Annotated in this window: 18 protein-coding genes; 10 read left to right on the top strand and 8 right to left on the bottom strand. The window is 69.6% G+C overall.

The features are described from left to right. The first annotated feature begins 240 nt into the window (after positions 1–240). From EV649_RS00005 to EV649_RS00030, 6 genes are all read left to right on the top strand, one after another. Entirely contained in the window at positions 241–1,836 is a 1,596-nt protein-coding gene (locus EV649_RS00005; protein ID WP_130379249.1) for a M4 family metallopeptidase, read from the top strand. Between the two features lie 103 nt (positions 1,837–1,939). Next, entirely contained in the window at positions 1,940–3,667 is a 1,728-nt protein-coding gene (locus EV649_RS00010) for an FAD-dependent oxidoreductase (protein ID WP_130379250.1), read from the top strand. Then, positions 3,660–5,021, top strand: coding sequence for an adenylate/guanylate cyclase domain-containing protein (locus tag EV649_RS00015; protein ID WP_130379251.1), 1,362 nt, complete (start codon positions 3,660–3,662; stop codon positions 5,019–5,021). Before EV649_RS00010 ends, EV649_RS00015 begins: the two co-directional genes overlap by 8 nt. Positions 5,022–5,093: 72 nt before the next feature. Continuing rightward, a complete protein-coding gene (locus tag EV649_RS00020) occupies positions 5,094–7,481 on the top strand; it encodes a lamin tail domain-containing protein (RefSeq protein WP_130379252.1) in 2,388 nt (795 codons plus the stop codon). 75 nt (positions 7,482–7,556) lie between these two features. After that, on the top strand, positions 7,557–7,973 hold the full coding sequence (msrB, locus tag EV649_RS00025) for a peptide-methionine (R)-S-oxide reductase MsrB (protein ID WP_130379253.1): 417 nt from the start codon (positions 7,557–7,559) through the stop codon (positions 7,971–7,973). Positions 7,974–8,036: 63 nt separating this feature from the next. Next, complete coding sequence (locus EV649_RS00030; protein ID WP_130379254.1) at positions 8,037–10,070, top strand: AAA family ATPase; 2,034 nt, start codon at positions 8,037–8,039, stop codon at positions 10,068–10,070. On the opposite strand, the gene EV649_RS00035 is transcribed toward EV649_RS00030, so the two are convergent. The 5 genes from EV649_RS00035 to hemE are packed head-to-tail and all read right to left on the bottom strand — an operon-like array spanning position 10,067 to position 14,105. After that, positions 10,067–10,444: a VOC family protein gene (locus tag EV649_RS00035; RefSeq protein ID WP_130379255.1), complete on the bottom strand. Its 378-nt coding sequence runs from the start codon at positions 10,442–10,444 to the stop codon at positions 10,067–10,069. The two genes, EV649_RS00030 and EV649_RS00035, sit on opposite strands and share 4 nt — an antisense overlap. Further along, a complete protein-coding gene (hemQ, locus tag EV649_RS00040; RefSeq protein WP_241997613.1) occupies positions 10,444–11,139 on the bottom strand; it encodes a hydrogen peroxide-dependent heme synthase in 696 nt (231 codons plus the stop codon). Before hemQ ends, EV649_RS00035 begins: the two co-directional genes overlap by 1 nt. Next, positions 11,136–12,545, bottom strand: a complete 1,410-nt coding sequence (gene hemG / locus EV649_RS00045; protein ID WP_130379257.1) for a protoporphyrinogen oxidase — start codon at positions 12,543–12,545, stop codon at positions 11,136–11,138. Before hemG ends, hemQ begins: the two co-directional genes overlap by 4 nt. After that, positions 12,542–13,048, bottom strand: coding sequence for a GNAT family N-acetyltransferase (locus EV649_RS00050; protein ID WP_130379258.1), 507 nt, complete (start codon positions 13,046–13,048; stop codon positions 12,542–12,544). Before EV649_RS00050 ends, hemG begins: the two co-directional genes overlap by 4 nt. Then, the gene (gene hemE, locus EV649_RS00055) at positions 13,035–14,105 is read right to left on the bottom strand and encodes a uroporphyrinogen decarboxylase (protein WP_130379259.1); all 1,071 of its coding nucleotides are present in this window, start codon (positions 14,103–14,105) and stop codon (positions 13,035–13,037) included. Before hemE ends, EV649_RS00050 begins: the two co-directional genes overlap by 14 nt. 105 nt (positions 14,106–14,210) lie before the next feature. Here hemE and EV649_RS00060 point away from each other — a divergent pair, with 105 nt between their 5' ends. Both EV649_RS00060 and EV649_RS00065 read left to right on the top strand, forming a co-directional pair. Next, a complete protein-coding gene (locus EV649_RS00060; protein ID WP_130379260.1) occupies positions 14,211–14,813 on the top strand; it encodes a DUF3000 domain-containing protein in 603 nt (200 codons plus the stop codon). Continuing rightward, positions 14,810–16,066 carry a ribonuclease D gene (locus EV649_RS00065; RefSeq protein WP_130379261.1) on the top strand — a complete coding sequence of 419 codons (1,257 nt, stop codon included), beginning with the start codon at positions 14,810–14,812 and terminating at the stop codon, positions 16,064–16,066. Before EV649_RS00060 ends, EV649_RS00065 begins: the two co-directional genes overlap by 4 nt. Here EV649_RS00065 and EV649_RS00070 read toward each other — a convergent pair. From EV649_RS00070 to EV649_RS00080, 3 genes are read right to left on the bottom strand one after another with little or no spacing between them, the layout of a single operon-like run. After that, complete coding sequence (locus EV649_RS00070) at positions 16,063–16,554, bottom strand: glutathione peroxidase (protein ID WP_130379262.1); 492 nt, start codon at positions 16,552–16,554, stop codon at positions 16,063–16,065. The two genes, EV649_RS00065 and EV649_RS00070, sit on opposite strands and share 4 nt — an antisense overlap. Beyond that, positions 16,551–17,228: a dienelactone hydrolase family protein gene (locus EV649_RS00075; RefSeq protein ID WP_130379263.1), complete on the bottom strand. Its 678-nt coding sequence runs from the start codon at positions 17,226–17,228 to the stop codon at positions 16,551–16,553. Before EV649_RS00075 ends, EV649_RS00070 begins: the two co-directional genes overlap by 4 nt. Beyond that, a complete protein-coding gene (locus tag EV649_RS00080; protein ID WP_130379264.1) occupies positions 17,225–17,893 on the bottom strand; it encodes a hypothetical protein in 669 nt (222 codons plus the stop codon). The genes EV649_RS00075 and EV649_RS00080 overlap by 4 nt, the downstream gene beginning before the upstream one ends. A 166-nt stretch (positions 17,894–18,059) precedes the next feature. Between EV649_RS00080 and EV649_RS00085 the strand changes: the two genes are divergently transcribed. After that, on the top strand, positions 18,060–19,256 hold the full coding sequence (locus EV649_RS00085) for an acetyl-CoA C-acyltransferase (protein ID WP_130379265.1): 1,197 nt from the start codon (positions 18,060–18,062) through the stop codon (positions 19,254–19,256). Continuing rightward, positions 19,253–21,364, top strand: a complete 2,112-nt coding sequence (locus tag EV649_RS00090; RefSeq protein ID WP_130379266.1) for a 3-hydroxyacyl-CoA dehydrogenase NAD-binding domain-containing protein — start codon at positions 19,253–19,255, stop codon at positions 21,362–21,364. The genes EV649_RS00085 and EV649_RS00090 overlap by 4 nt, the downstream gene beginning before the upstream one ends. The last annotated feature ends 40 nt before the right edge of the window (positions 21,365–21,404 follow it).

Raw genomic sequence — 21,404 nt, forward strand, 5'->3', positions numbered from 1 at the left:
CCCGTCAGCCCGAAGGCGACACCGAACGTAAGAGCCAGACAGCGGGTGCTCAGGATCCAACCACCGCGTGAGCGGCAGCATCACCCTGACACTGAGGCGACCGTATCGGAAATTCCGTGCGGCACACGGGAAAGACAACTTTTCTCGACCTCTGGCCACGGTAGGTGACCGAGCGGTAACGTTCCTGCACCTCGTTCCTGGGGCGTGAGGCCCCCGGGACACCTGAGAAGGAGCGCGAGGATGAACAGATCCGCCCTGATCGCCGCTGCCACCGCAGTGGTGACCACTACCGCCCTCGGACTGACCAGCGCCACCACAGCGACCGGTGCGCCAACGGCATCCCCTGTCCCCACCCCCGCCGCGGCCGTCGCCAAGGCCAAGGAGGCGATCAGCAGCAACCTGACCGCGCTACGGGCCACGACGGCCGACGCGTTCGTGGTCAAGGACGTGATCGTCGACGAGGACGGCTCCAGCCACGTCCGGATGGACCGCACGATCGGGGGCCTGCCGGTCCTCGGCGGCGACGTGGTCGTGCACCAGTCGAAGGACGGCGCCTTCAAGGGCGCCAGCCTGTCGCTGGGCAGGAGCGCGAACGTCGCCCGTACGCCGAAGGTCAGCAGCGCGACCGCTGTCACGAAGGCGCTCGCCAAGGGCCTGAAGGCCGACGGCAAGCCGAGTCTGGTGATCGAGGCCCGCAAGGGCGCGCCGCGGCTGGCCTATCTGGTCACGGCAGTCGGCACCCAGGCCGACGGTACGCCGAGCCGCATCACGACGACGGTGGACGCTCTGACCGGCGCGAAACTGGTCAGCGAGCAGCACATCGAGACCGCGACCGGTGACGGCAAGAGCCTGTACAGCGGGACCGTGCCGCTCGAGACCTCCACGGCGACCGGCGGCTTCACGCTGACCGACGCGACCCGTGGCGGGGGCTACACCGCCGACGCGAACAACAAGACCGATTCGCTCCTGTGCCAGCTCTTCGGCTTCGGCTGCACGGCCCCGACCCGGTTCACCGACGCGGACAACCACTGGGGCACGGGCGTCAACTCCGACCGCGCCACGGCCGCCGTCGACGCACACTACGGCGCTGCGACGACGTACGACTACTACAAGACCGTGCACGGCCGGAACGGGATCTTCGGCGACGGCAAGGGTGTCCCGAGCCGCGTGCACTACGGCTCCAACTACGTGAACGCGTTCTGGGACGGCAAGCAGATGACGTACGGCGACGGCGACAACGTCGTCGCGGGTCCGCTGGTCTCGATCGACGTGGCCGGCCACGAGATGTCCCACGGCGTCACCGAACACACCGCGAACCTCACCTACTCGGGTGAGTCCGGCGGCCTGAACGAGGCGACCAGCGACATCTTCGGCACGCTCGTCGAGTTCTACTCCAACAACGCCTCCGACCCCGGTGACTACTACATCGGCGAGGAGATCATGAAGGACCGCCCGGCGCTGCGGTTCATGGACAAGCCGAGCAAGGACGGCAACTCCGCCGACTGCTGGTCCTCCGGTGTCGGCAACCTCGACGTGCACTACTCCTCCGGCGTGGCGAACCACTTCGCCTACCTACTGGCCGAGGGCACCGGCGCGAAGACGATCGGCGGCCTGCCGCACAACGGGCCGACCTGCAACGGCTCGACGCTGGCCGGTATCGGGCACGACAAGGTCGGCAAGATCTGGTTCCGCGCGCTGACGACGTACATGACGAGCGGTACGACGTACGCGCAGGCCAGGACCGCGACGCTGAACGCGGCCACCGATCTGTACGGCGCCAGCAGCCCGGAGCGGGCCGCCGTCGCCGCAACCTGGTCCGCTGTCAGCGTGAACTGACAACCTGAGAGTTCACCGGTCCTGTCCCACTGGGGCGGACAGGACCGGTGAACAAACGTTTTGACCATTGCCACCGTGTTGGTGCGGACCTACCGTCACAGACATGGGTGGGGTGCCCGGGGGTGGGTCGCGGCTTCGTGCGGCGCGACCGGTACTTCTCGTCGTCGACGCTGACCCGGAGCGTCTGGAACGATGCGAGACCGAGTTGGATCGCGGCTTCGGCGCGGACTTCCGGGTCCGCGGCGAGGTGACGGCGGCGGCCGCGCTCGACTGTCTACAGCGCGCGCACGAGTGGGAGCAGCGAGTCGCCGTGGTGCTGGTCGACCATGCGCTCCCCGACGACGAGCGGGCCGAGATTCTCGCGGCGTCGCGAACGCTGCACCCGGACGCGCGGCGGGCCCTGCTGATCGAGTGGGGCGCCTGGGCGGAGCGTACGACGGCGTCCGCGATCCTGACCGCGATGTCGGTCGGCGACATCAACTACTACGTGCTGAAGCCGTGGATCGCGCACGACGAGCTGTTCCACCGCACGGTGGCGGAGTTCGTCCAGGAGTGGTCGCGCTTCGAGGTCGCCAACCTGCGTGAGGTGGTCGTGATCGCGGCCAGTACGTCGGTGCGCGGTCAGGCCGTGCGCAGTCTGCTGGCCCGCAACGGGATCCCGAGCGCGTTCCGGGAGAGTGGCTCGGCGCTCGCGAACGACGTACTCGAATTCATCAGGGAGCCGGATCCCGGCGACGGGGTGCTGGTGTGGATGCCGGCCGTCGGCGGTGCGGTTCTGCACGATCCGACCGACGCGGAGATCGCCGAGGCGTGGGGCGTTCCGACCACCCTGGCCCCCGACGCGGACCGGTCGTTCGACCTGCTGGTCGTCGGGGCCGGACCGGGTGGGTTGGCCGCGGCTGTGTACGGGTCGTCCGAGGGGTTACGGACGCTGGTCGTGGAGCGTGAGTCGATCGGTGGGCAGGCCGGGACGAGTTCGCTGATCCGCAACTATCTCGGGTTCTCGCGCGGCATTCGCGGGTCGGAGTTGGCGCAGCGCGGATACCAGCAGGCGTGGGTGTTCGGGGCGCATTTCGTGCTGATGCGGACGGTGGAGCGGCTGGAGAAACGGGGCGATCAGTTCGTCGCCGAGATCGGTGCGGTGGGCGAGGTGACAGCCCGGGCGGTCGTGCTGGCGAGCGGCGTGTCCTACCGGCGGCTCGACGTACCTTCGCTGGAGAAGCTTGTGGGTGCCGGAGTGTACTACGGCGCGAGCGTGTCCGAGGCGCACGGTCTGCAGGATCGGGATGCGTGCGTGGTCGGCGGCGGGAACTCGGCCGGGCAGGCGGTTCTGCACCTCGCGCGGTACTGCCGTCGGGTGTTGCTGGTGATCCGTGGTGAGGATCTGGCCGCGAGCATGTCGCAGTACCTCATCGACGCGATCGTTGCCGCCGACAACGTGATCGTGCGGGCGTCGAGCGAGGTGACCGGCGGCGGTGGCGACGGGCGGCTGGAGTACGTCGTACTGCGGGATCGGCGAACCGGTGACGAGGAGACGGTCCCGTCCGACGGACTCTTCGTGATGATCGGGGCGGTGCCTGGGACTGATTGGCTGCCGGCCGAGGTGGGGCGGGACGCGCACGGTTTCGTACTGACCGGGTCGGATGCCGCGGCGGATCCGCAGTGGCACGAGGATCGGCCTCCGCAGCCGTACGAGACGACAGTGCCGGGGCTGTTCGCGGTCGGCGACGTACGGTGCGCGTCAGTGAAGCGGGTGGCGTCGGCAGTCGGTGAGGGATCGGTGGTGGTCTCGCAGATCCACACGCACCTCAAGGTGCGGTCGGATGCCTGAGCGGAAGTTCGTCTACACGCCGGCCATGGCCGGACTGACTGCGCTGGTGCTGGTCCTGCCGCTCGTGGGCCTCGCGCTGGTGCTGCAGGAGCCACGGCTCGACGTGCATTGGGAGCATCATCCCGCGCACTTCTGGCTGGTGCTGTTGACTGCCACGCTCAGCGCCATACTCGCCTACACGACCGGCGCGGCGGCACTGCGGCGAGGTGACGCGCGCGTCCTGTTTGTGTCGTTGGCATTCCTGTCCGCGGCAGGCTTTCTCGGACTACACGCGTTGGCGACGCCGAAGGTGCTGCTGGACACGCCGAACGTCGGCTTCACGCTCGCGACTCCGGTTGGTGTCGCGCTGGCGTCGGTGTTCGCGTTCCTGTCCAGCCTGACCGTCTCCGGCATCGTGTGGGGGCGACGACTGCGGGTCGGTTTGCTCGTGCTGCTGGCCTTGTGGGCAGTGGCCTCCGTACTGCGGTTGTGGCCGCTGCACGCGACGTCCGTCCCGGAAGTTGCCGACGGCATCCTCACAACACTCGCCGTACCCACGGTTCTCTTGTACGGCGTTTCCGCCGCGAGGTACCTGCGCACGTGGTGGGCTCGGCCGTCGCTGATGCTGCTGTCGATGATCGCGGCGTTCGTGCTGCTCGGCGAGGCGATGGTCGCGCTGGTGTTCGCCCGGAACTGGGCGTTGTCGTGGTGGGAATGGCACGTGCTGATGCTCAGCGCGTTCGTGCTGGTCGTCGCCGGGGTCCGGATCCAGTGGTACGAGGAGCGGTTCGCGGACCTCTACCAGGAGGACACGGTGTCGGGACGGCGCGAGCTGAGCGTGCTGTTCGCGGACCTCCAGGGGTTCACGTCGTTCTCGGAGCAGCACGACCCGTCCGAGGTCACGGCGATGCTCAACACGTACTTCCAGGTCGTCGTGCCGCAGGTCGTCCAACGGCACGGCGGCGACGTGGACCGGATCATCGGCGACGCCTTGATGGTGACGTTCAACAAGCGTGGCGATCAGCCGGACCATGCGCAACGAGCGGCCGAGGCCGGCCTGGCACTGCAGGAGGCGGCGGCCGTCGTACAGGAAGCGCATTCGAACTGGCCGCGGTTCCGGGTCGGGATCAACAGCGGGATCGCGTCCGTGACGCTGCTCGGGACGGAAGGCGGGAGAACGCATACCGTCATCGGGGACACCGTGAACGTCGCGTCGCGGATCGAGGGGAAGGCCCCGGGTGGGGCGGTCGCGATCGGCCCGGGGACGAAGGCCCTGCTGCCGGAGGCCCGCACCGAGTCGCTCGGGTTGGTCAGTTTGAAGGGAAAGGCCGAGCCCGTCGAGGTCTACCGGCTGCTGGCGTTGCGCGGCGAATGATCACCCGTGCCTTCGGCACGTGTTCACGTGTTGGACCTTGGAACGACCGCATACCGGTGTGAGAATCCGGGAATGTCTGCCCTGTACCGATCACGGCGCCGCATCGGCGCTCTCGTGGTCACTTCGAGTCTCGTCTTAGCCGGCGCCGCCGTACTGATCGCTCGGCCCGCCGACGCCGCGTCCACCGATGTGGTCATCACCGAGGTGTACGGCGGTGGCGGCAACAGCGGCGCGCCGTACCAGAACGACTTCGTGGAGCTGACCAACAACAGCTCGGCCCCGGTCGACGTGAGCGGCTGGTCGATCCAGTACGCCTCGTCGACGGGCTCGTCGTGGCAGGTGACGAAGCTGACCGGCAGCATCGCGCCCGGAACCGCCTACCTCGTCCAGGAAGGTGGGGGCGCCGGGAACGGCCAGCCGCTGCCGACGGCGAACGCGACCGGGACCATCCCGATGTCCGCGTCCACCGGCAAGGTCGCGCTGGTCACGAACCAGACCGCGCTCGCCTGCGGCGCCACCTGCCACGCGGATGCGGGCGTCAAGGACTACGTCGGCTTCGGTACGGCGACCGACTCCGAGACCGCGCCCGCGCCGGGCCTGTCGAACACGACCTCGGCCGCGCGGATCGACCCGGCGAAGGACACCGACAACAACGGTGCCGACTTCGCCGCGGGCAACCCGTCGCCGGGCACGCTGACCGGCGGTCCGGCCGAGCCGCCGGTGGACGCGAAGATCCACGACATCCAGGGCGCCGGGCACCGGTCGCCGCTGGAGGGCAAGCAGGTCGCGAATGTCCCCGGTGTGGTGACGGTGAAGGGCAGCAACGGGTTCTGGTTCCAGGACCCGCAGCCGGACGCCGACCCGGCCACCAGCGAGGGCCTGTTCGTGTTCACCAGCTCGGCGCCAACGGTCTCGGTGGGCGACGCCGTGACAGTCGAGGGCTCGGTCGCCGAGTTCCGCCCGGGCGGCTCCGGCGGTACGACGAACCTCACGACCACCGAGCTGACCAATCCGAAGGTCACTGTCACGGGGACTGCCGCCGTACCGGCGCCGACGCTCGTCGGACCGGGCGGGCGGGTGCCGCCGTCGACAGTGATCGAGGACGACGCGTCCGGAGATGTGGAGACGACCAGCACCGCGTTCGACCCGGCCAGTGACGGTCTCGACTTCTGGGAGTCGCTGGAGGGCATGTGGCTGGGCATCAACCAGCCGGAGGTCACCGGCCCGACGAGTTCGTTCCGCGAGCTGTCCGTCGTACCGGCTGGTGCCGGCGTACGTACGGTGCGCGGCGGGATCCTGCTGCAGAAGACCGACAGCAACCCGGAGCGGGTGCTGCTGGACGACGTACTGACGACGATCCCGGACGCGAAGACCGGCGACAAGCTGGCCGGTGTGGTGACGGGTGTCCTCGACTACTCGTTCGGCAACTTCAAGCTGCTGCCGACCACGCCGCCGACCGTGGTCGACGGCGGGGTCAAGCGCGAGACGACCAAGGCCTCGTCGCCGGTGCAGCTGTCGGTGGCGACGTTCAACGTGGAGAACCTGGACCCGTCCGACGGCGACACCAAGTTCGACGGGCTGGCGGAGGCGGTCGTGCACAACCTCGCGTCGCCGGACATCCTCGGTCTCGAGGAGGTCCAGGACGACGACGGAGCGGTCAACTCCGGTGATACGTCCGCGGAGAAGACGCTCGGCATGCTGACCGCTGCGATCGTGAAGGCGGGCGGCCCGCAGTACACCTGGAAGCAGATCGACCCGGTGAACAACAAGGAGGGCGGTGAGCCGGGCGGCAACATCCGGGTCGCGTTCCTGTACCGGACGGACAAGGCGGTGAAGTTCGTCGACACGCCCGGCGGCGACTCGACGACGGCGACCACGATCGTCACCGACCCCGCCGGCCGGCCGCACCTGAGCGCGTCGCCGGGCCGGATCGACCCGGCGAACGACGCCTGGGCCGCGACCCGGGTGCCGCTCGCGGGCGAGTTCAAGTGGCACGGGCAGACCGTGTTCGTGGTCGTGAACCACTTCAGCTCGAAGGGCGGCGACAACCCGCTGTGGGGCCGCTTCCAGCCGCCGGTGCAGGTGACCGCGGCGAAGCGGCACCAGCAGGCCGGAGTGGTCCGCGGATTCGTGGACCAGATCCTGGCCAAGGACAAGGGCGCGAACGTGGTCGTCCTCGGTGACCTGAACGACTTCGACTGGTCGGAGACTGCGGACATCCTGGTCGGCTCGGGCAAGACCGCGCTGATCGACCTGCCGCGGACGCTGCCGCTGCCGGAGCGGTACAGCTACGTGTTCGAGGGCAACAGCCAGATCCTCGACCAGATCCTGATCTCGCAGAACCTGCGGCCGGCGTCGGCGTACGACGTCGTCCACATGAACGCGGAGTTCCCGGATCAGATCTCCGACCACGACCCGCAGGTGGTCAAGCTGATCCCGCTGCCGTCCTGGGTGCGGTAACCCGAGAGGATTGCGGCAGTCTTACGTGCGGCGCCCGGGCGGGGTTTTCCTTGCCCGGGCGTCGATACTGGACACGTGACAGATGAGACCAAGCAGTACGCCGTACAGAAGTCCGATGCGGAGTGGAAGGCCGAGCTCTCCCCCGCCGAGTTCCACGTGCTGCGCCAGGCCGGCACCGAGCGGCCGTTCGTCGGTGAGTACACCGACACCAAGACGGTCGGCGTGTACAAGTGCCGGGCCTGCGACACGGAGCTGTTCCGGAGCGAGACCAAGTTCGACTCGCACTGCGGCTGGCCGTCGTTCTTCGCGCCGCTCGCCGAGGACCGGGTCGAGTACATCGAGGACCACGACCTCGGCATGAAGCGCGTCGAGGTCCGCTGCGCCAACTGCGGCTCCCACCTCGGCCACGTCTTCGAGGGCGAGGGCTACGGCACCCCCACCGACCTCCGCTACTGCATCAACAGCATCAGCCTCACCCTCACCCCTGCCTGACCCACGGATCGCCCGGTGGGGTCCTAGACTGGGGCGGCTGGTGGATCCTGGGGAAGGAAATTGGTGGCTGACGACGTCCGTAGTCCGCGGGTTCTCGATGTGTTGGCGGCGGAGGAGCCGTGGGAGGTGCCGGGCGCGTGGCTGACCCGCGTCCGGGCGCAGCTCAAGGCCTGGGCCGACGATCCCGAGGCGTTGCGGCCGTTGCGCCCCGAGGCGTTCCCGGACTTCATCAAGGGCACCCCCGCCGCGGTCTGGTACACCCACCAGGTGGCTCCGCTGCTGACCGGCTGGATCCCGGTCCTGCACGGTGAGTACGCCGATCTGTCGACCGAGCTCACCCACGAGTTCTACCGGCCGTCCTCCCGCCTCGGCGGCAGCGGCCACGTGATCTACGCGGCGCAGACCGACTGGCACCTGCAGGCGATCGCCGGCGCCCGCGGCTTCCGCGAGAACGGGCGCAAGCACGCTCTGCAGCTGTCCCGCAACGTCGCCGCGCTGTTCGTCGACGCTCCCCCGATGGCAGCCCGCGCCACGGCCCTGACCGCCGCGTTCGACCGCGTGCTGGCCAACCGCGAAATCACCGAGCTGCACATCACCGGCGAGTACGACGACATCGCCAAGTACTGGCGTACCGAGGCGCTCAAGGACTCCGAGCGCGCCGTACTCCCCGAGCTCGCCGGCCCCACCGCCGCCCTGCGGTACTCGCTGAACGCGGTCCGGGACACGCACGCCCGGATGCTGATGGTGAGCCCGGACGAGTACGCCGGCGACTTCGCCCAGATACTGGCCGAGCTGATCCTGGCCACCGGCCTCCGGGGAATCCCGCAGTCCGTCGCGAGCGTCCTCGGCAACTCCGCGGTCGACGTGCACAAGGCACTCCAGGAGATCGACCCGAAGTTCACGCTGCAGAGCTGGCACGGCCACATCAACCAGTGGATGTCCCGCGCGATCCGCAACGGCCAGGCGCCGCTCGCCCGGTCCTGGGGCGCCGCCGCCGCGCGGGTCGGCGTACACCTGTCCGGTGTACTCAACCGGGCGCCGTGGCCGGAGCCAGAGGTCCCGGACCTGACCACGCTGTTCCGGATGCTCGACCGGGAACGCTGGAACGCCCTCGAGAACCAGGCCGCGGCAAACCAGGAGGCCTCGCTCTCGGCCGCCTGGAAGGACGTCAAGAAGGAAGAAGAGAGCGCGGGCGACGCAGAAGGCGGCACGCTCGACGAGCCGCTGCCGAAGCCGCTCGACTTCAGCGACAACCCGCTGGCCGAGCTCGACTCGCTGATCGGCCTGGAGTCGGTGAAGGACGCGGTCCGCCGGATGGTCGCCGAGGTGAAGACGAACCTGCGCCGCTCCGAGCTCGGGCTGCCGAGTCACGAGCGCGCACGGCACATGGTGTTCGTCGGGAAGCCCGGTACGGCGAAGACCACGATCGCCCGTCTGCTCAGCCGGATCTACCACCAGCTCGGTGTCCTCGAGAAGGGTCACGTGGTCGAGGTCGACCGCTCCGACCTGGTCGGCGCCGGCGTCGGTTCGACCGCGCCGATGACCGCGGCCAAGTTCCGCGAGGCGCTCGGCGGCGTGCTGTTCATCGACGAGGCGTACAGCCTGACGCCGGAGAACACTCCGGGCGACTACGGCCTGGAAGCGGTCGCAACGGTCCTGAAACTGATGGAGGACCACCGCAACGACTGCATCGTGATCGTCGCCGGGTACCACCGCGAGATGCAGCGGTTCATGGAGTCCAACACCGGTCTGCAGTCCCGGTTCCCGAAGCTGCTGTCGTTCAGCGAGTACGACACCGACCAACTGGTCGCGATCTTCGAGCTGCAGGCCCGGCAGAAGGGCATGATCTACGGCGAGGAAGTGCTGGACAAGGTCCGCGCCGTCATCCCGCCCGCGCCGCGTGGCCACAGCTTCGGTAACGGCCGTTTCATCCGGAACGTGCTCGAGGAGGCCGTCTCCAACCAGGCCACCCGGCTGTCGGCCAGCGACCCGGACAAGCTCACCGAGCGGGACCTGCGCGAGCTGATCCCATCGGACGTCCGGCCCCCGACCTCGATGCGCGCCGAGGACTACCTGCTGCAGAAGCCCGGCACCTAAACCGGCGTTGCGAGCGCCACGGGGTTGCCTTCGGGGTCGGCGAGGTACGCCTGGCGCTCGCCCCACGGCATCGTGGCCGGCTCCTGCAGGACCGGGTAGCCGGCCGCGCGGAAGCGTTCCACCTCCGCCTCGACGTCGTCGACGTACACGAACAGCTCGAAGCGTGGCGCCGCACCGACCGTGATGCCGAGCTGGGCCTCGGGCCAGTTGGCATCGGACAGGCCGAGGGACGAGTCGCCGCGCTCCAGGCCGACGTAGTGCGGCTCGCCCTCCAGCGGGAACTGGTACGTCGGTTCGTAGCCGAGAAGCGTGTAGAACTCGACGGACCGGCGTACGTCGGCGACGTAGAGCACCGGGAACGCCTTGCGGTGCATCAGGCCAGGTTCGCGATCAGGTCACCGATCGCGGTCCGCTTGCCGGTGTAGAACGGGACCTCTTCGCGGACGTGCCGGCGGGCGGTCGAGGCGCGCAGGTCGCGCATCAGGTCGACCATCCGGTGCAGCTCGTCGGCCTCGAACGCCAGGATCCACTCGTAGTCGCCGAGCGCGAACGACGCCACGGTGTTCGCCCGCACGTCCGGGTAGGTGCGCGCCATCTTGCCGTGCTCGGCGAGCATGAACCGGCGCTCCTCGTCCGGCAGCAGGTACCACTCGTAGGACCGGACGAACGGGTACACGCAGATGTACGGCCGCGGTTCCTCGTCGGCCAGGAACGCCGGGATGTGGCTCTTGTTGAACTCGGCCGGCCGGTGCAGCGCGAACTGCGACCAGACCGGGACCAGGTGCCGCCCGAGCCGCGAGCGGCGCAACTGGTGGTACGCCTGCTGCAGCGCGTCCGACGTCGGCGCGTGCCACCAGATCATGAAGTCGGCGTCGGCCCGGAAGGCTTCGACGTCGTAGAACCCGCGGATCACCACGTCGTCGGCGGCGAGCTTCCCGACCAGATCGTTGAGCTCGGCGGTCAGCTCGTCCCGGTCGACGTCACCGAGCGGCGTCTCGACCTTGAACACCGACCAGAGGGTGTAGCGGATCACGTCGTTGAGCTCACGGGCTTTCGGCTTACCAGTCACGACTTCATTGTCTCCAATGCATTCAGGTGCTCCCGCACCCGGGTGGCCGCCTTGGCACCCGAGGCCACACATGCGGCGATGCCGACACCCCGGTACGCCGCTCCGCAGACCGCCAGCCCGGGTACGCCGGCCACCGCGGCCTCGACCCGGTCGACGCGATCCAGGTGCCCGACGGCGTACTGCGGAAGACCACCGCCCCACCGCGTCACCAGCGACCCGACCACCTCGGCCTGCAGGCCGATCGCCGTACGCAGGTCGGCCGCCGCGAGCCGAACCAGCTCATCGTCGGACCGCTGCAGCACGTACTCCTCACCGAGACGCCCGACCGAGGCACGCAGTACCGCGAGCTCTCCCCCGGCCTCCGCGGACCACGCCCACTTGGCGTGCGAGTACGTCGAGGCCTTGATCGTCCGGCCCTCCACGGACGGCACCAGGAACCCGGACCCGGTGGCCTCCGACGGCCAGTCGCGCTTCCGGACCGCGAGCGTGACGATCGCCATGCTCGCGTACTCCACCGCCGCCAGCTCGGTCGATGCCGCGGGCACCAACTCCCCCAGCATCCGTCCGGCGGGAGCAGCCGGCACGGCGACCACGACCGCGTCCGCCGAGAGGTACGTCGGCGCGGGCACCGGTCCCGCCTCCAGCTCGAACCCGTCAGCGGTCCGCGAGATCCGGCGTACGGCGAGCTTGGTGCGGATCTCGACGCCGCGGGCGGTCAGGTCCCGCTCGAGCGCGCCGATCAGGCGGTTGATGCCGCCGACGATGCCGGCGAAGACCGGTTGGCCGGCGCGCTTCTGGCCCAGTTCGCGCAGCTCGGCCGTGGCGGCGAGCAGGCTCGGCGCGGTCCGCAGCTTCGCGTACAGGTCGGGTACGGCGGCTGCGAACGAGATCTCGTCGGCCTTCCCGGCGTACACGCCGCCGAGCAGCGGGTCGATCAGCTTGTCGGTCACCGCGGACCCCATGCGGTCGGCGACGAACCGCCCGATCGCCACGTCCTCCGTCAGCGCTGGCGCAGGCAGGTCGGTCTCATGCGCGACCTGCTCGGCCGCCGCGTCCCCGAGTACGTCGGCGGTCGCGGCCGGATCGACCGGGACGCCCATCACGGTCGGCGGGATCGCGCGGATCCGGTCGCCGACCCACAGCCCGGCCGAGGTCGTTGCCGGATGCACCAGGTCGGAGCCGAGCCCGACGGCGCGGATCAGGTCCACCGCCTCCGGCCGCCGCGCCAGCACCGACTCGGCGCCCAGGTCGACCGGCACGCCCTCGATCGCGTCGCCGGCCAGCTTCCCGCCGAGCCGCGGCGACCCTTCGAGGACCGTGATCCGCGGCGGGTTCAGCCCGGTCGCGAGCGCGTGCGCCGCCGCCAGCCCGCTGATCCCGCCACCGACCACGATCACCCGGTTCACGCGGTCTCCAAGCTCAACTCGTACTTCATGCCCGGCCCGAGGTCGGTGCTGGAGCTTCCGACCGCGCGGAACCCGGTGCGCGTCAGCACCGCCTGCGAGGCGCCGTTGTGGTTCGACGCCCCGGCCGTCAGCGCCGTCAGTCCGTACTCCGTCCGTGCGACCTCGATGACCGCCCGCACGGCCGCCGTCGCGAGGCCCTTCCCGGCCCACTTCTCGGCGATCCGGTAGCCCAGCTCGGCCGACCCGTTCTCGAGGTCCATCAAATTCACGCGGCCGACCACCGCCCCGGTGTTGTCGACCAGCACGTGGAAGCGGCAGACGCCGGCCTCCTGCTCGGCGAGCAGCGCGGCGTAGCGGGTCGCGTAGTCCGTGAAGAACTCGTCGCCGCGGTCCCAGATCCACGAGGCGAAGTACTGCCGGTTGTCCCGCTCGAAGGCGAGTACGGCGTCGGCGTGGTCCGGGCGCAGCGGCTCCAGTGTCACGTCGTGGTCAGGCAGGTACATGGGCCGACTTCGTCTGGACGTACTGCGCGATCCGGTGCAGCACCTCGGGATCGGCGTTCGGCGGGACGCCGTGGCCGAGGTTGAAGATGTGACCGGGGGCCGCCTTGCCCTCGGCGAGGATCCGGTCGATCTCGGGCTCGATCGTCTCCCACCCGGTGAACAGCAGGGCCGGGTCGAGGTTGCCCTGGACCGGCTTCGGGGCGCCCCCGGCGGAAGTAACCCGGCGTACCGCCTCGTCCAGCGGGACGCGCCAGTCGACGCCGACGACATCGGCCCCGGCCTCGCTCATCAGACCGAGCAGCTCGCCGGTGTTCACGCCGAAGTGCACCCGCGGTACGCCGTACTCCTTGAGCGCCTCGAAAACCTTCGCGGAGTGCGGCTGCACGAACCGCTCGTAGTCCCGCGGCGACAACCCACCGGCCCACGAGTCGAACAGCTGGATCGCCGACGCGCCGGCCTCGACCTGCACGGCCAGATACGCGATCGCGACGTCCGCGAGCCGGTCGGCCAGCGCGTGCCACAGGTCCGGGTCGCCGTGCATCATCGCCTTGGTCTTGGCGAAGTCCTTGCTGGGCCCGCCCTCGACCAGGTACGACGCGACCGTGAACGGGGCGCCGGCGAACCCGATCAACGGCGTACTGCCGAGCGCGGCGACCAACTGCTGCACCGCCTCAGTGGTGAACGCAACGTCGCTCGGAGTGACCGGGCGGACCGTGGCAACGCCCGCGGCGTCCCGGATCGGGTCCGCGACGACCGGGCCGACCCCCGGCTTGATCTCGACGTCGAACCCGGCGGCTTTCAGCGGGAGCACGATGTCGGAGTAGTAGATCGCCGCGTCGACGCCGTAACGGCGGACCGGCTGCAGCGTTATCTCGACGACGAGGTCGGGCCGCATACAGGACTCGAGCATCGTGATGCCCTCGCGCACGGCACGGTACTCGGGCAGCGCCCGCCCGGCCTGCCGCATGAACCACACCGGAGTGTGCGGCACCGGCTCACCCCGGGCGGCGAGCAGATAGGCGGAACGGTCCGGAGTGGAGAGTGGCGTCACTGGCACACAGCGATGATCCCACGCTGCGATCGGCGCCTGCTTACCTGGTCGCGTGCTGTTACCGGCGCGTCTTAGCAGGCGGCGGTGAGTAATCGGTCGTAGGCTGCCGATATGGGTGCCCGCAAGCAGGTCGACGCGCCACCCGCGGAGTTCGCCGAGGCAGTCTCGCAGTTACGAGGTGCCCGGTTCCGGCCCGAGGTTTTCGTCGAGGAGATGCCCGCACCGCAGCGGATCGCACCGCATGCGGCGGCGGTCAGCGCCGACGTGACGGTCGACGGTGACGATGTCGCCACCGGCCGTCTGGTCGTCCTCTACGACCCGGCCGGGAACGACGCCTGGCAGTCGACCTTCCGCTGTGTCGCATACGTGCGCGCCGCCGTCGAACCGGAGATGGTGACCGACGCGCTGCTCGGCGGCGTGGGCTGGACCTGGCTGATGGAGGCCCTGGCGGACCGGGGTGCCGACTTCCTGGCCCCGAGCGGTACCGTCACCAGGGTGGTATCCGAGAGCTTCGGCGGCATGGCCGACGACGACGCGACGGCGGAGATCGAGATCCGCGCGTCCTGGAGTCCTGTGCCCGGCCCCGGCGGACTGGTCGACGTGACCACGCACGCCGAGGCGTGGGGCGAAGTGCTGTGTACGGCGGCCGGACTGCCGCCGGTGCCGCCGGGGGTGGTCGCGATGCCGACCCGGCGTGGACAGCGGGGCCGATGAGCCCAGCTGACACCCAGCCCTCCGAATCGGCCGACCCGGCTGCCCAACTGCCCCTGCTCGAGCTCAGGGACGGGCTGTCCGAGGTGATCGACACCGACAGCGTGCTGACCGAGACGGTCGAGGCGTTCCGCTCCGGCACCGGTCCGGTGGCTGTCGACGCCGAGCGCGCCTCCGGCTACCGCTACTCGCACCGCGCGTACCTGGTCCAGCTGCGCCGCGAGGGCTCCGGCTCCGCGCTCGTCGACCCGATCCCGTTCGGCGACCTGTCCGCGCTCGGCGACGCGATCGTCGACGCCGAGTGGATCATCCACGCCGCGAACCAGGACCTGGCCTGCCTGGCCGAGGTCGGGATGGTGCCGCGGCAGGTGTTCGACACCGAACTCGCCGGCCGCCTGCTCGGGTACCCGAAAGTCGGGCTCGCCTCGCTCGTGAGCGAAGTACTCGGCTACCGGATGCGCAAGGAGCACTCCGCGGCCGACTGGTCGACCCGGCCGCTCCCGGCGCCCTGGCTGGTGTACGCCGCCCTGGACGTCGAGATGCTGATCGAGCTGCGGAACGCGATCGAGCAGGAGCTGCGCCGCGAAGGCAAGTGGGATTGGGCGGAGCAGGAGTTCGCCGCGATCCTCGACGCTCCCCCGCGGGAGCCGAAGCCGGACCCGTGGCGCCGTACTTCAGGTATGCACCGCGTCCGGAACCGCCGCAGCCTGGCGACCGTCCGGGCGCTGTGGGAGGCCCGCGACCAGATCGCCGAGTCCGCCGACATCTCCCCCGGCCGGGTGCTGCCGGACGCCGCGATCGTCGAGGCCGCGTCCGCGATGCCGACCGACCGCGACACGCTGCAGAAGCTCACCGCCTTCAAAGGCCGCGGCGCCCACCGCCACATGCGGACCTGGTGGGAGGCGATCGACCACGCCCGCAAGCTCCCCGACTCCGAACTCCCCAAGCAGGGCCCGAGGTACGACGGCCCGCCGCCGGCCCGCGCCTGGGCCGACCGCGACCCGGACGCCGCAGCCCGCCTGTCGGCCGCCCGCACCGCTGTCGCCGAGATCGCCGAGGCCCACCGCCTCCCCACCGAGAACCTGCTGGCCCCGGACACGATCCGCCGCCTCGCCTGGTCCCCACCACCGGACGTGAACCTCGAAGTGGTCGAGACCTTCCTCCGAGACCACCACGCCCGAGCCTGGCAAATAGCCCTCACCTCGGAAGTCCTCACCGCAGCAATGACCTCCGAGGCAAAGAAACCCCTCGACTAGTTTTTCGGGAGTTGCGCCTCGATGGCTGCGACTACCTCGGCGGACTCCGGTTCGGTGCGGGGGCGGAAGCGGGCGGCGACCGTGCCTTCGGGGGTGAGGAGGAACTTCTCGAAGTTCCACTGGATGTCGCCGGACTCGCCTTCGGCGTCGGGGGTTTGGGTCAGCTCGGCGTAGAGCGGGTGGCGGCCCTCGCCGTTGACCTCGAGCTTGTCGAGCATCGGGAACGTGACGCCGTACGTCGTGGAGCAGAACGTGTCGATCTCCTCGGCGGTGCCGGGCTCCTGGCCGCCGAACTGGTTGCAAGGGGCGCCGAGCACCGTGAAGCCGCGGGACGCGTACTGCTTCTGCAGGTTCTCCAGGCCCTCGTACTGCGGCGTCAGACCACACTTCGACGCCACGTTCACGACCAGGACGACCTTGCCCTTGTACTCGCCGAGCGAGGTCGCGGCGCCGGACAGGGTGGTCAACGGGATGTCGTACAGGCTCATGCTTGTCCTTGGGAGGTTGGGAGGTGTTGGGCGAGAAAGTCTTCGGTACGGCGCCACGCCAGCGCGGACGCCTCTTCGTGGTGGAACATCGGGAGCGGGTTGTCGAAGGCGTGGCCGGCCCCGTCGTACCTGTGGATCTCGACGTCGCCCAATGCGGGGACGATCGCGTCGACATCCAGGAACGCGTCGGTGTTGCCGAAGTGGTGCAGGCTGGTTGCGGTCACCTGCGGCGCGAGCTCGAGCAGACCGGGCAGCGCGGAGCCGTAGTAGCTCACGAGAACATCCGGCGACGACACAGCGGCCACGTTGTAGCCCAGGCCGCCTCCGAAGCAGAAGCCGACGACCCCGGTGCCCTTTCCCCGCGCCTTCAGGTACTCCAGCGCGGCAACAGCGTCCGTCACGGCCTGATCCCAGTCGAGGCGTCCGACGATGCCCATCGCGCGCGGCAGGAGCTCCGGCGAGGACTCGTCCAGCTCGGTGTCGTCCAGCCGCCAGTAGATCTCCGGCGCGACCACGTAGTACCCGAGGGCGTGCAGGTCCGCCGCGCGTTGCTTGATGTAGTCGGAGACCCCGAAGATCTCCTGCAGCAGCAGGACTCCCGGCGCCTCGGCGTCAGCAGATCCCCACTCGTGGACCGGCAGCAGACCTGATCCGGTATCGATCTCCGATGTCACACCGTGAAGCGTACGACCTCGCGCGTAACCGGTTCGGGTGCGGGTGCGGGCACCCACGCCTTGGTCTCGGCGATGGCGTCGAGGAGGAGCTGGTACAGCCGGTCGTCCGGATCCGGTACGCACGCCTGCGAGATCCCCTCGACCGCGCAGGAGACAGCACGGGGCGCCGTACGGCGGGCGAAGTCCGGGGTCGCGCGACGCGAGCGGGCGGTGAAGGACCGCGCCCACTTGGTCGCCGACGGGACCGCCTCCAGCACCGCGAGCGACTCCGGCTCGATGTCGTCGGGCGGCCGGCCGTCGATCAGGGCGAGCTGCTTCTCCCCCACCAGCAGGGCGACGGCCAGGATGTACTGGCGCTCCTGCGAGACGACGGGCAGCGCGTGCCGGATGCAGCGCGCGGTCACCCGCGGCACGACATGCGGGTCGTCCGGGGTCAGGCCGATGACCGACGGGATCAACGGAGCCAGCCGGGACCGGCCGGAGTCCGTCGTGCAGTCGTTCACGTCGCGCGCGACGCCGGCCAGCAGCGCATGCGTGCACGACGGGTGGTCCGACCACGGCTCACCGGCCAGGTAGGACGCGAACTCCATGAAGCAGGCGCCTTTGCGCGGACTGCGGTGTTTCCCCCGGCTCAGAACCGGTACGGCGAGATCAAGATTGTCCATCGAACAACTCCAATAACGCGGACCAGGAATCCAGCATGCGCTCATTCGCCCCGCATTGCCACGGGTAACAGGTTTGTGAGCCGACCCACAGGCGTGGGGACTTTGGCGGTTCTGTTACCGACGGGTAGCATCGGGGTAGCTTTCCCGACCCCAGAGGAGGGCCCTCGTGCCCCGTGAGATCCGCGATGTCGTGTACGTCGACGGCGTTCGCACCCCGTTCGGCAAGGCCAAGGGCCAGTACGCCGAGACCCGCGCCGACGACCTGGTGATCAAGTGCATCCGGGAGCTGCTGCGGCGCAACCCGGGTCTCCCCCCGGAGCGGGTGGACGAGGTCGCGATCGCGGCCACCACCCAGATCGGCGACCAGGGCCTGACCATCGGCCGGACCGCCGCGCTGCTGGCCGGTCTGCCGAACACCACGCCCGGCTACTCGATCGACCGGATGTGCGCCGGCGCGATGACCGCAGTGACCACCACCGCCGCCGGGATCGCGTTCGGCGCGTACGACGTGGTCGTGGCCGGCGGTGTCGAGCACATGGGCCGGCACCCGATGGGCGAGGGCGTGGACCCGAACCCGCGGATCATCTCCGAGAAGCTGGTCGACACCTCGGCCCTGGTGATGGGGTCGACCGCGGAGAACCTGCACGACCGGTTCCCCTCGATCACCAAGGAGCGCGCCGACGCGTTCGCGGTCGCCTCCCAGGAGCGTGCCGCCAAGGCCTACGCGAACGACCTGATCCAGCCTGACCTGGTGCCGATCGCCACGCGTTCGGCCGAGCTGGGCTGGGGCTACGCGACCACCGACGAGCCCATGCGCCCGGGCACCACGATGGAGGACCTGGCCAAGCTGAAGACCCCGTTCCGTCCGCACGGGCGGGTCACGGCAGGCAACTCCGCGGGCATCAACGACGGCGCGACCGCCGCGCTGATCACGTCGGCCGAAACCGCCGAGGAGCTCGGCCTGAAGCCGAAGATGAAGCTGGTCTCGTACGGCTTCGTCGGCGTCGAGCCCGAGGTGATGGGCTTCGGCCCGGTCCCCGCGACGGAGAAGGCGCTGAAGCTGGCCGGCCTGACCATCGACGACATCCAGGCCTTCGAGGTCAACGAGGCGTTCGCGGTCCAGGTGCTGGCGTTCCTGGAGCACTACGGCATCGCCGACGACGACCCGCGGGTCAACCCGTACGGCGGCGCGATCGCCTTCGGCCACCCGCTGGCGTCGTCCGGGGTCCGGCTGATGAACCAGCTGGCCAAGCAGTTCGAGCAGCGCCCCGAGGTCCGCTACGGCCTCACCACCATGTGCGTCGGCCTCGGCATGGGCGGGACCGTCATCTGGGAGAACCCCAACTGGGAGGGTCAGAAGTGAGCCTGCAGGAACTGATCGACAACGCTTCTGCGCTCTCGACCGACGAGGTCGTCACGCTCGCCCACTCACGGGACGTCGTACTGCCGAACAAGGCCGGCACGATGGCGCTCATCACGCTCGACAACGGGCACGACCACACCAAGCCGAACACGTTCGGGCCCAAGGGTCTCTGCTCGCTGAACGAAGCCATCGACGCGGCGCTCGCCCGCGACGAGATCGTCGCGATCGGTGTCACCGGCAAGCCGTTCATCCTGGCTGCCGGCGCCGACCTGACCGGCGTACCGAAGCTGACCGACCGGGACCAGGCGCTGGCGCTCGGCAAGATCGGGCACGGCGTGATGCGGAAGCTGGTCGACGGCGGCAAGCCGTCGTTCGCGTTCGTGAACGGCGTCGCGCTCGGCGGCGGGCTCGAGGTCGCGCTGCACGCCACCTACCGGACCGTGTCGGTGGCCGCGGGCATGCTGTCGACGCCGGAGGTCTTCCTCGGCCTGATCCCGGGCTGGGGCGGGAACTTCCTGCTGCCGAACCTGATCGGCGCGGACAACGCGGTGAAGGTCGTCGTCGAGAACGCCCTCAACCAGAACAAGATGCTCAGCGGGCCGGAGGCGGTGAAGCTCGGCATCGGCGACGTACTGCTGGAGTCGGCGGACTTCCTCGAGCAGTCGCTGATCTGGGCGTCGAAGGTCCTCACCGGTCAGGTCACGGTCGAGCGGGCGGAGATCGACCGCGGCGACGCGTGGGACGCGGCCGTTGCCCGGGGCAAGGGCTTCTCCGACGTCAAGGTGAGCGGCGCGGCGCCGGCGCCGTACCGGGCACTGGACCTGATCGCGGCCGCCAAGGACAACGACCGCGACCGTGGGTTCGCGGCCGAGGACGAGGCGCTCGCCGACCTGATCATGAGCGAGGAGCTGCGCAGCGGCCTCTACGCGTTCGACCTGGTGAACAAGCGGGCCAAGCGGCCGGCCGGAGCGCCGGACAAGTCGCTGGCGCGGCCGGTGTCGAAGGTCGGTGTCGTCGGTGCGGGTCTGATGGCGGGTCAGCTGGCGCTGCTGTTCGCGCGACGGCTCGAGGTTCCCGTCGTACTGACGGACCTCGACCAGGAACGCGTGGACCGCGGCGTCGGGTACGTGCACGGCGAGATCGACAAGTTGCTCGCGAAGGGCCGTCTGCGCCAGGACAAGGCAAACCAACTGAAGGCACTGGTCACCGGGTCGGTCGACCGCTCAGTGTTCGCGGACGCGGATTTCGTGATCGAGGCCGTGTTCGAGGAACTGCAGCTGAAGAAGACGATCTTCGCCGACCTGGAGAAGATCATCCGCCCGGACGCGATCCTGGCCACCAACACGTCGTCGTTGTCGGTGACCGAGATGGCGGCGGACCTGGAGCACCCGGAGCGGGTCGTCGGGTTCCACTTCTTCAACCCGGTCGCGGTGCTGCCGCTGCTGGAGATCATCCGCGCGGACCGGACCGACGACGCGTCGCTGGCGACGGCGTTCGCGGTCGGCAAGAAGCTGAAGAAGTCCTGCGTGCTCGTGAAGGACGCGCCGGCGTTCGTGGTCAACCGGCTGCTGACCCGCTTCCTCGGCGAGGTCAGCGCGGCGGTGGACGAAGGTACGCCGATCCTCGAGGCGGACAAGGCGCTGTCGGCGCTCGGGTTGCCGATGCCGCCGTTCGTGCTGCTGCAGCTGGTCGGACTGCCGGTCGCGCTGCACGTCGCGGAGACGATGAACCGGGCGTACCCGGAGCGGTTCGCCGTGTCGGAGAACCTGGCGAAGGTCGTCGCCGCGGGCAAGAGCTCGTTCTACATCTGGCCGGAGGGCAAGCCGGTCGTGGACCCGGAGGTGGAAGCGCTGGTGACGGTCGGCGACAAGCCGTCTACCGCCGACGAACTGCGCACCCGGGTGCTGACCGCGCTCGCCGAGGAGATCAAGATCATGCTCGACGAGGGCGTGGTCGCGGAGGCGCAGGACATCGACCTGTGCCTGCTCCTGGGCGCCGGCTGGCCGTTCCACCTCGGCGGCATCACGCCGTACCTGGACCGCTCCGGCATCTCGGAGAAGGTCAACGGGAGCCGCTTCGTGCCGAAGGGCGTAGCGAGCCTCGCCTGACAGACCGCTGGGGGGCGGTGCGGTGCCGGAAGCCCGCTCC

Origin of the sequence: Kribbella sp. VKM Ac-2569 (genome assembly GCF_004216905.1) — a bacterium.
GTDB lineage: Bacteria > Actinomycetota > Actinomycetes > Propionibacteriales > Kribbellaceae > Kribbella.

Bases quoted from the DNA above. Each gene is read 5' to 3' on its own strand.
- EV649_RS00070 (WP_130379262.1), bottom strand. From the start codon at position 16,554: ATGAGCCTGTACGACATCCCGTTGACCACCCTGTCCGGCGCCGCGACC.
- EV649_RS00020 (WP_130379252.1), top strand. From the start codon at position 5,094: ATGTCTGCCCTGTACCGATCACGGCGCCGCATCGGCGCTCTCGTGGTC.
- EV649_RS00010 (WP_130379250.1), top strand. From the start codon at position 1,940: ATGGGTGGGGTGCCCGGGGGTGGGTCGCGGCTTCGTGCGGCGCGACCG.
- EV649_RS00005 (WP_130379249.1), top strand. From the start codon at position 241: ATGAACAGATCCGCCCTGATCGCCGCTGCCACCGCAGTGGTGACCACT.
- EV649_RS00080 (WP_130379264.1), bottom strand. From the start codon at position 17,893: ATGGACAATCTTGATCTCGCCGTACCGGTTCTGAGCCGGGGGAAACAC.
- EV649_RS00015 (WP_130379251.1), top strand. From the start codon at position 3,660: ATGCCTGAGCGGAAGTTCGTCTACACGCCGGCCATGGCCGGACTGACT.
- EV649_RS00060 (WP_130379260.1), top strand. From the start codon at position 14,211: ATGGGTGCCCGCAAGCAGGTCGACGCGCCACCCGCGGAGTTCGCCGAG.
- EV649_RS00065 (WP_130379261.1), top strand. From the start codon at position 14,810: ATGAGCCCAGCTGACACCCAGCCCTCCGAATCGGCCGACCCGGCTGCC.
- EV649_RS00035 (WP_130379255.1), bottom strand. From the start codon at position 10,444: ATGCACCGCAAGGCGTTCCCGGTGCTCTACGTCGCCGACGTACGCCGG.
- EV649_RS00050 (WP_130379258.1), bottom strand. From the start codon at position 13,048: ATGTACCTGCCTGACCACGACGTGACACTGGAGCCGCTGCGCCCGGAC.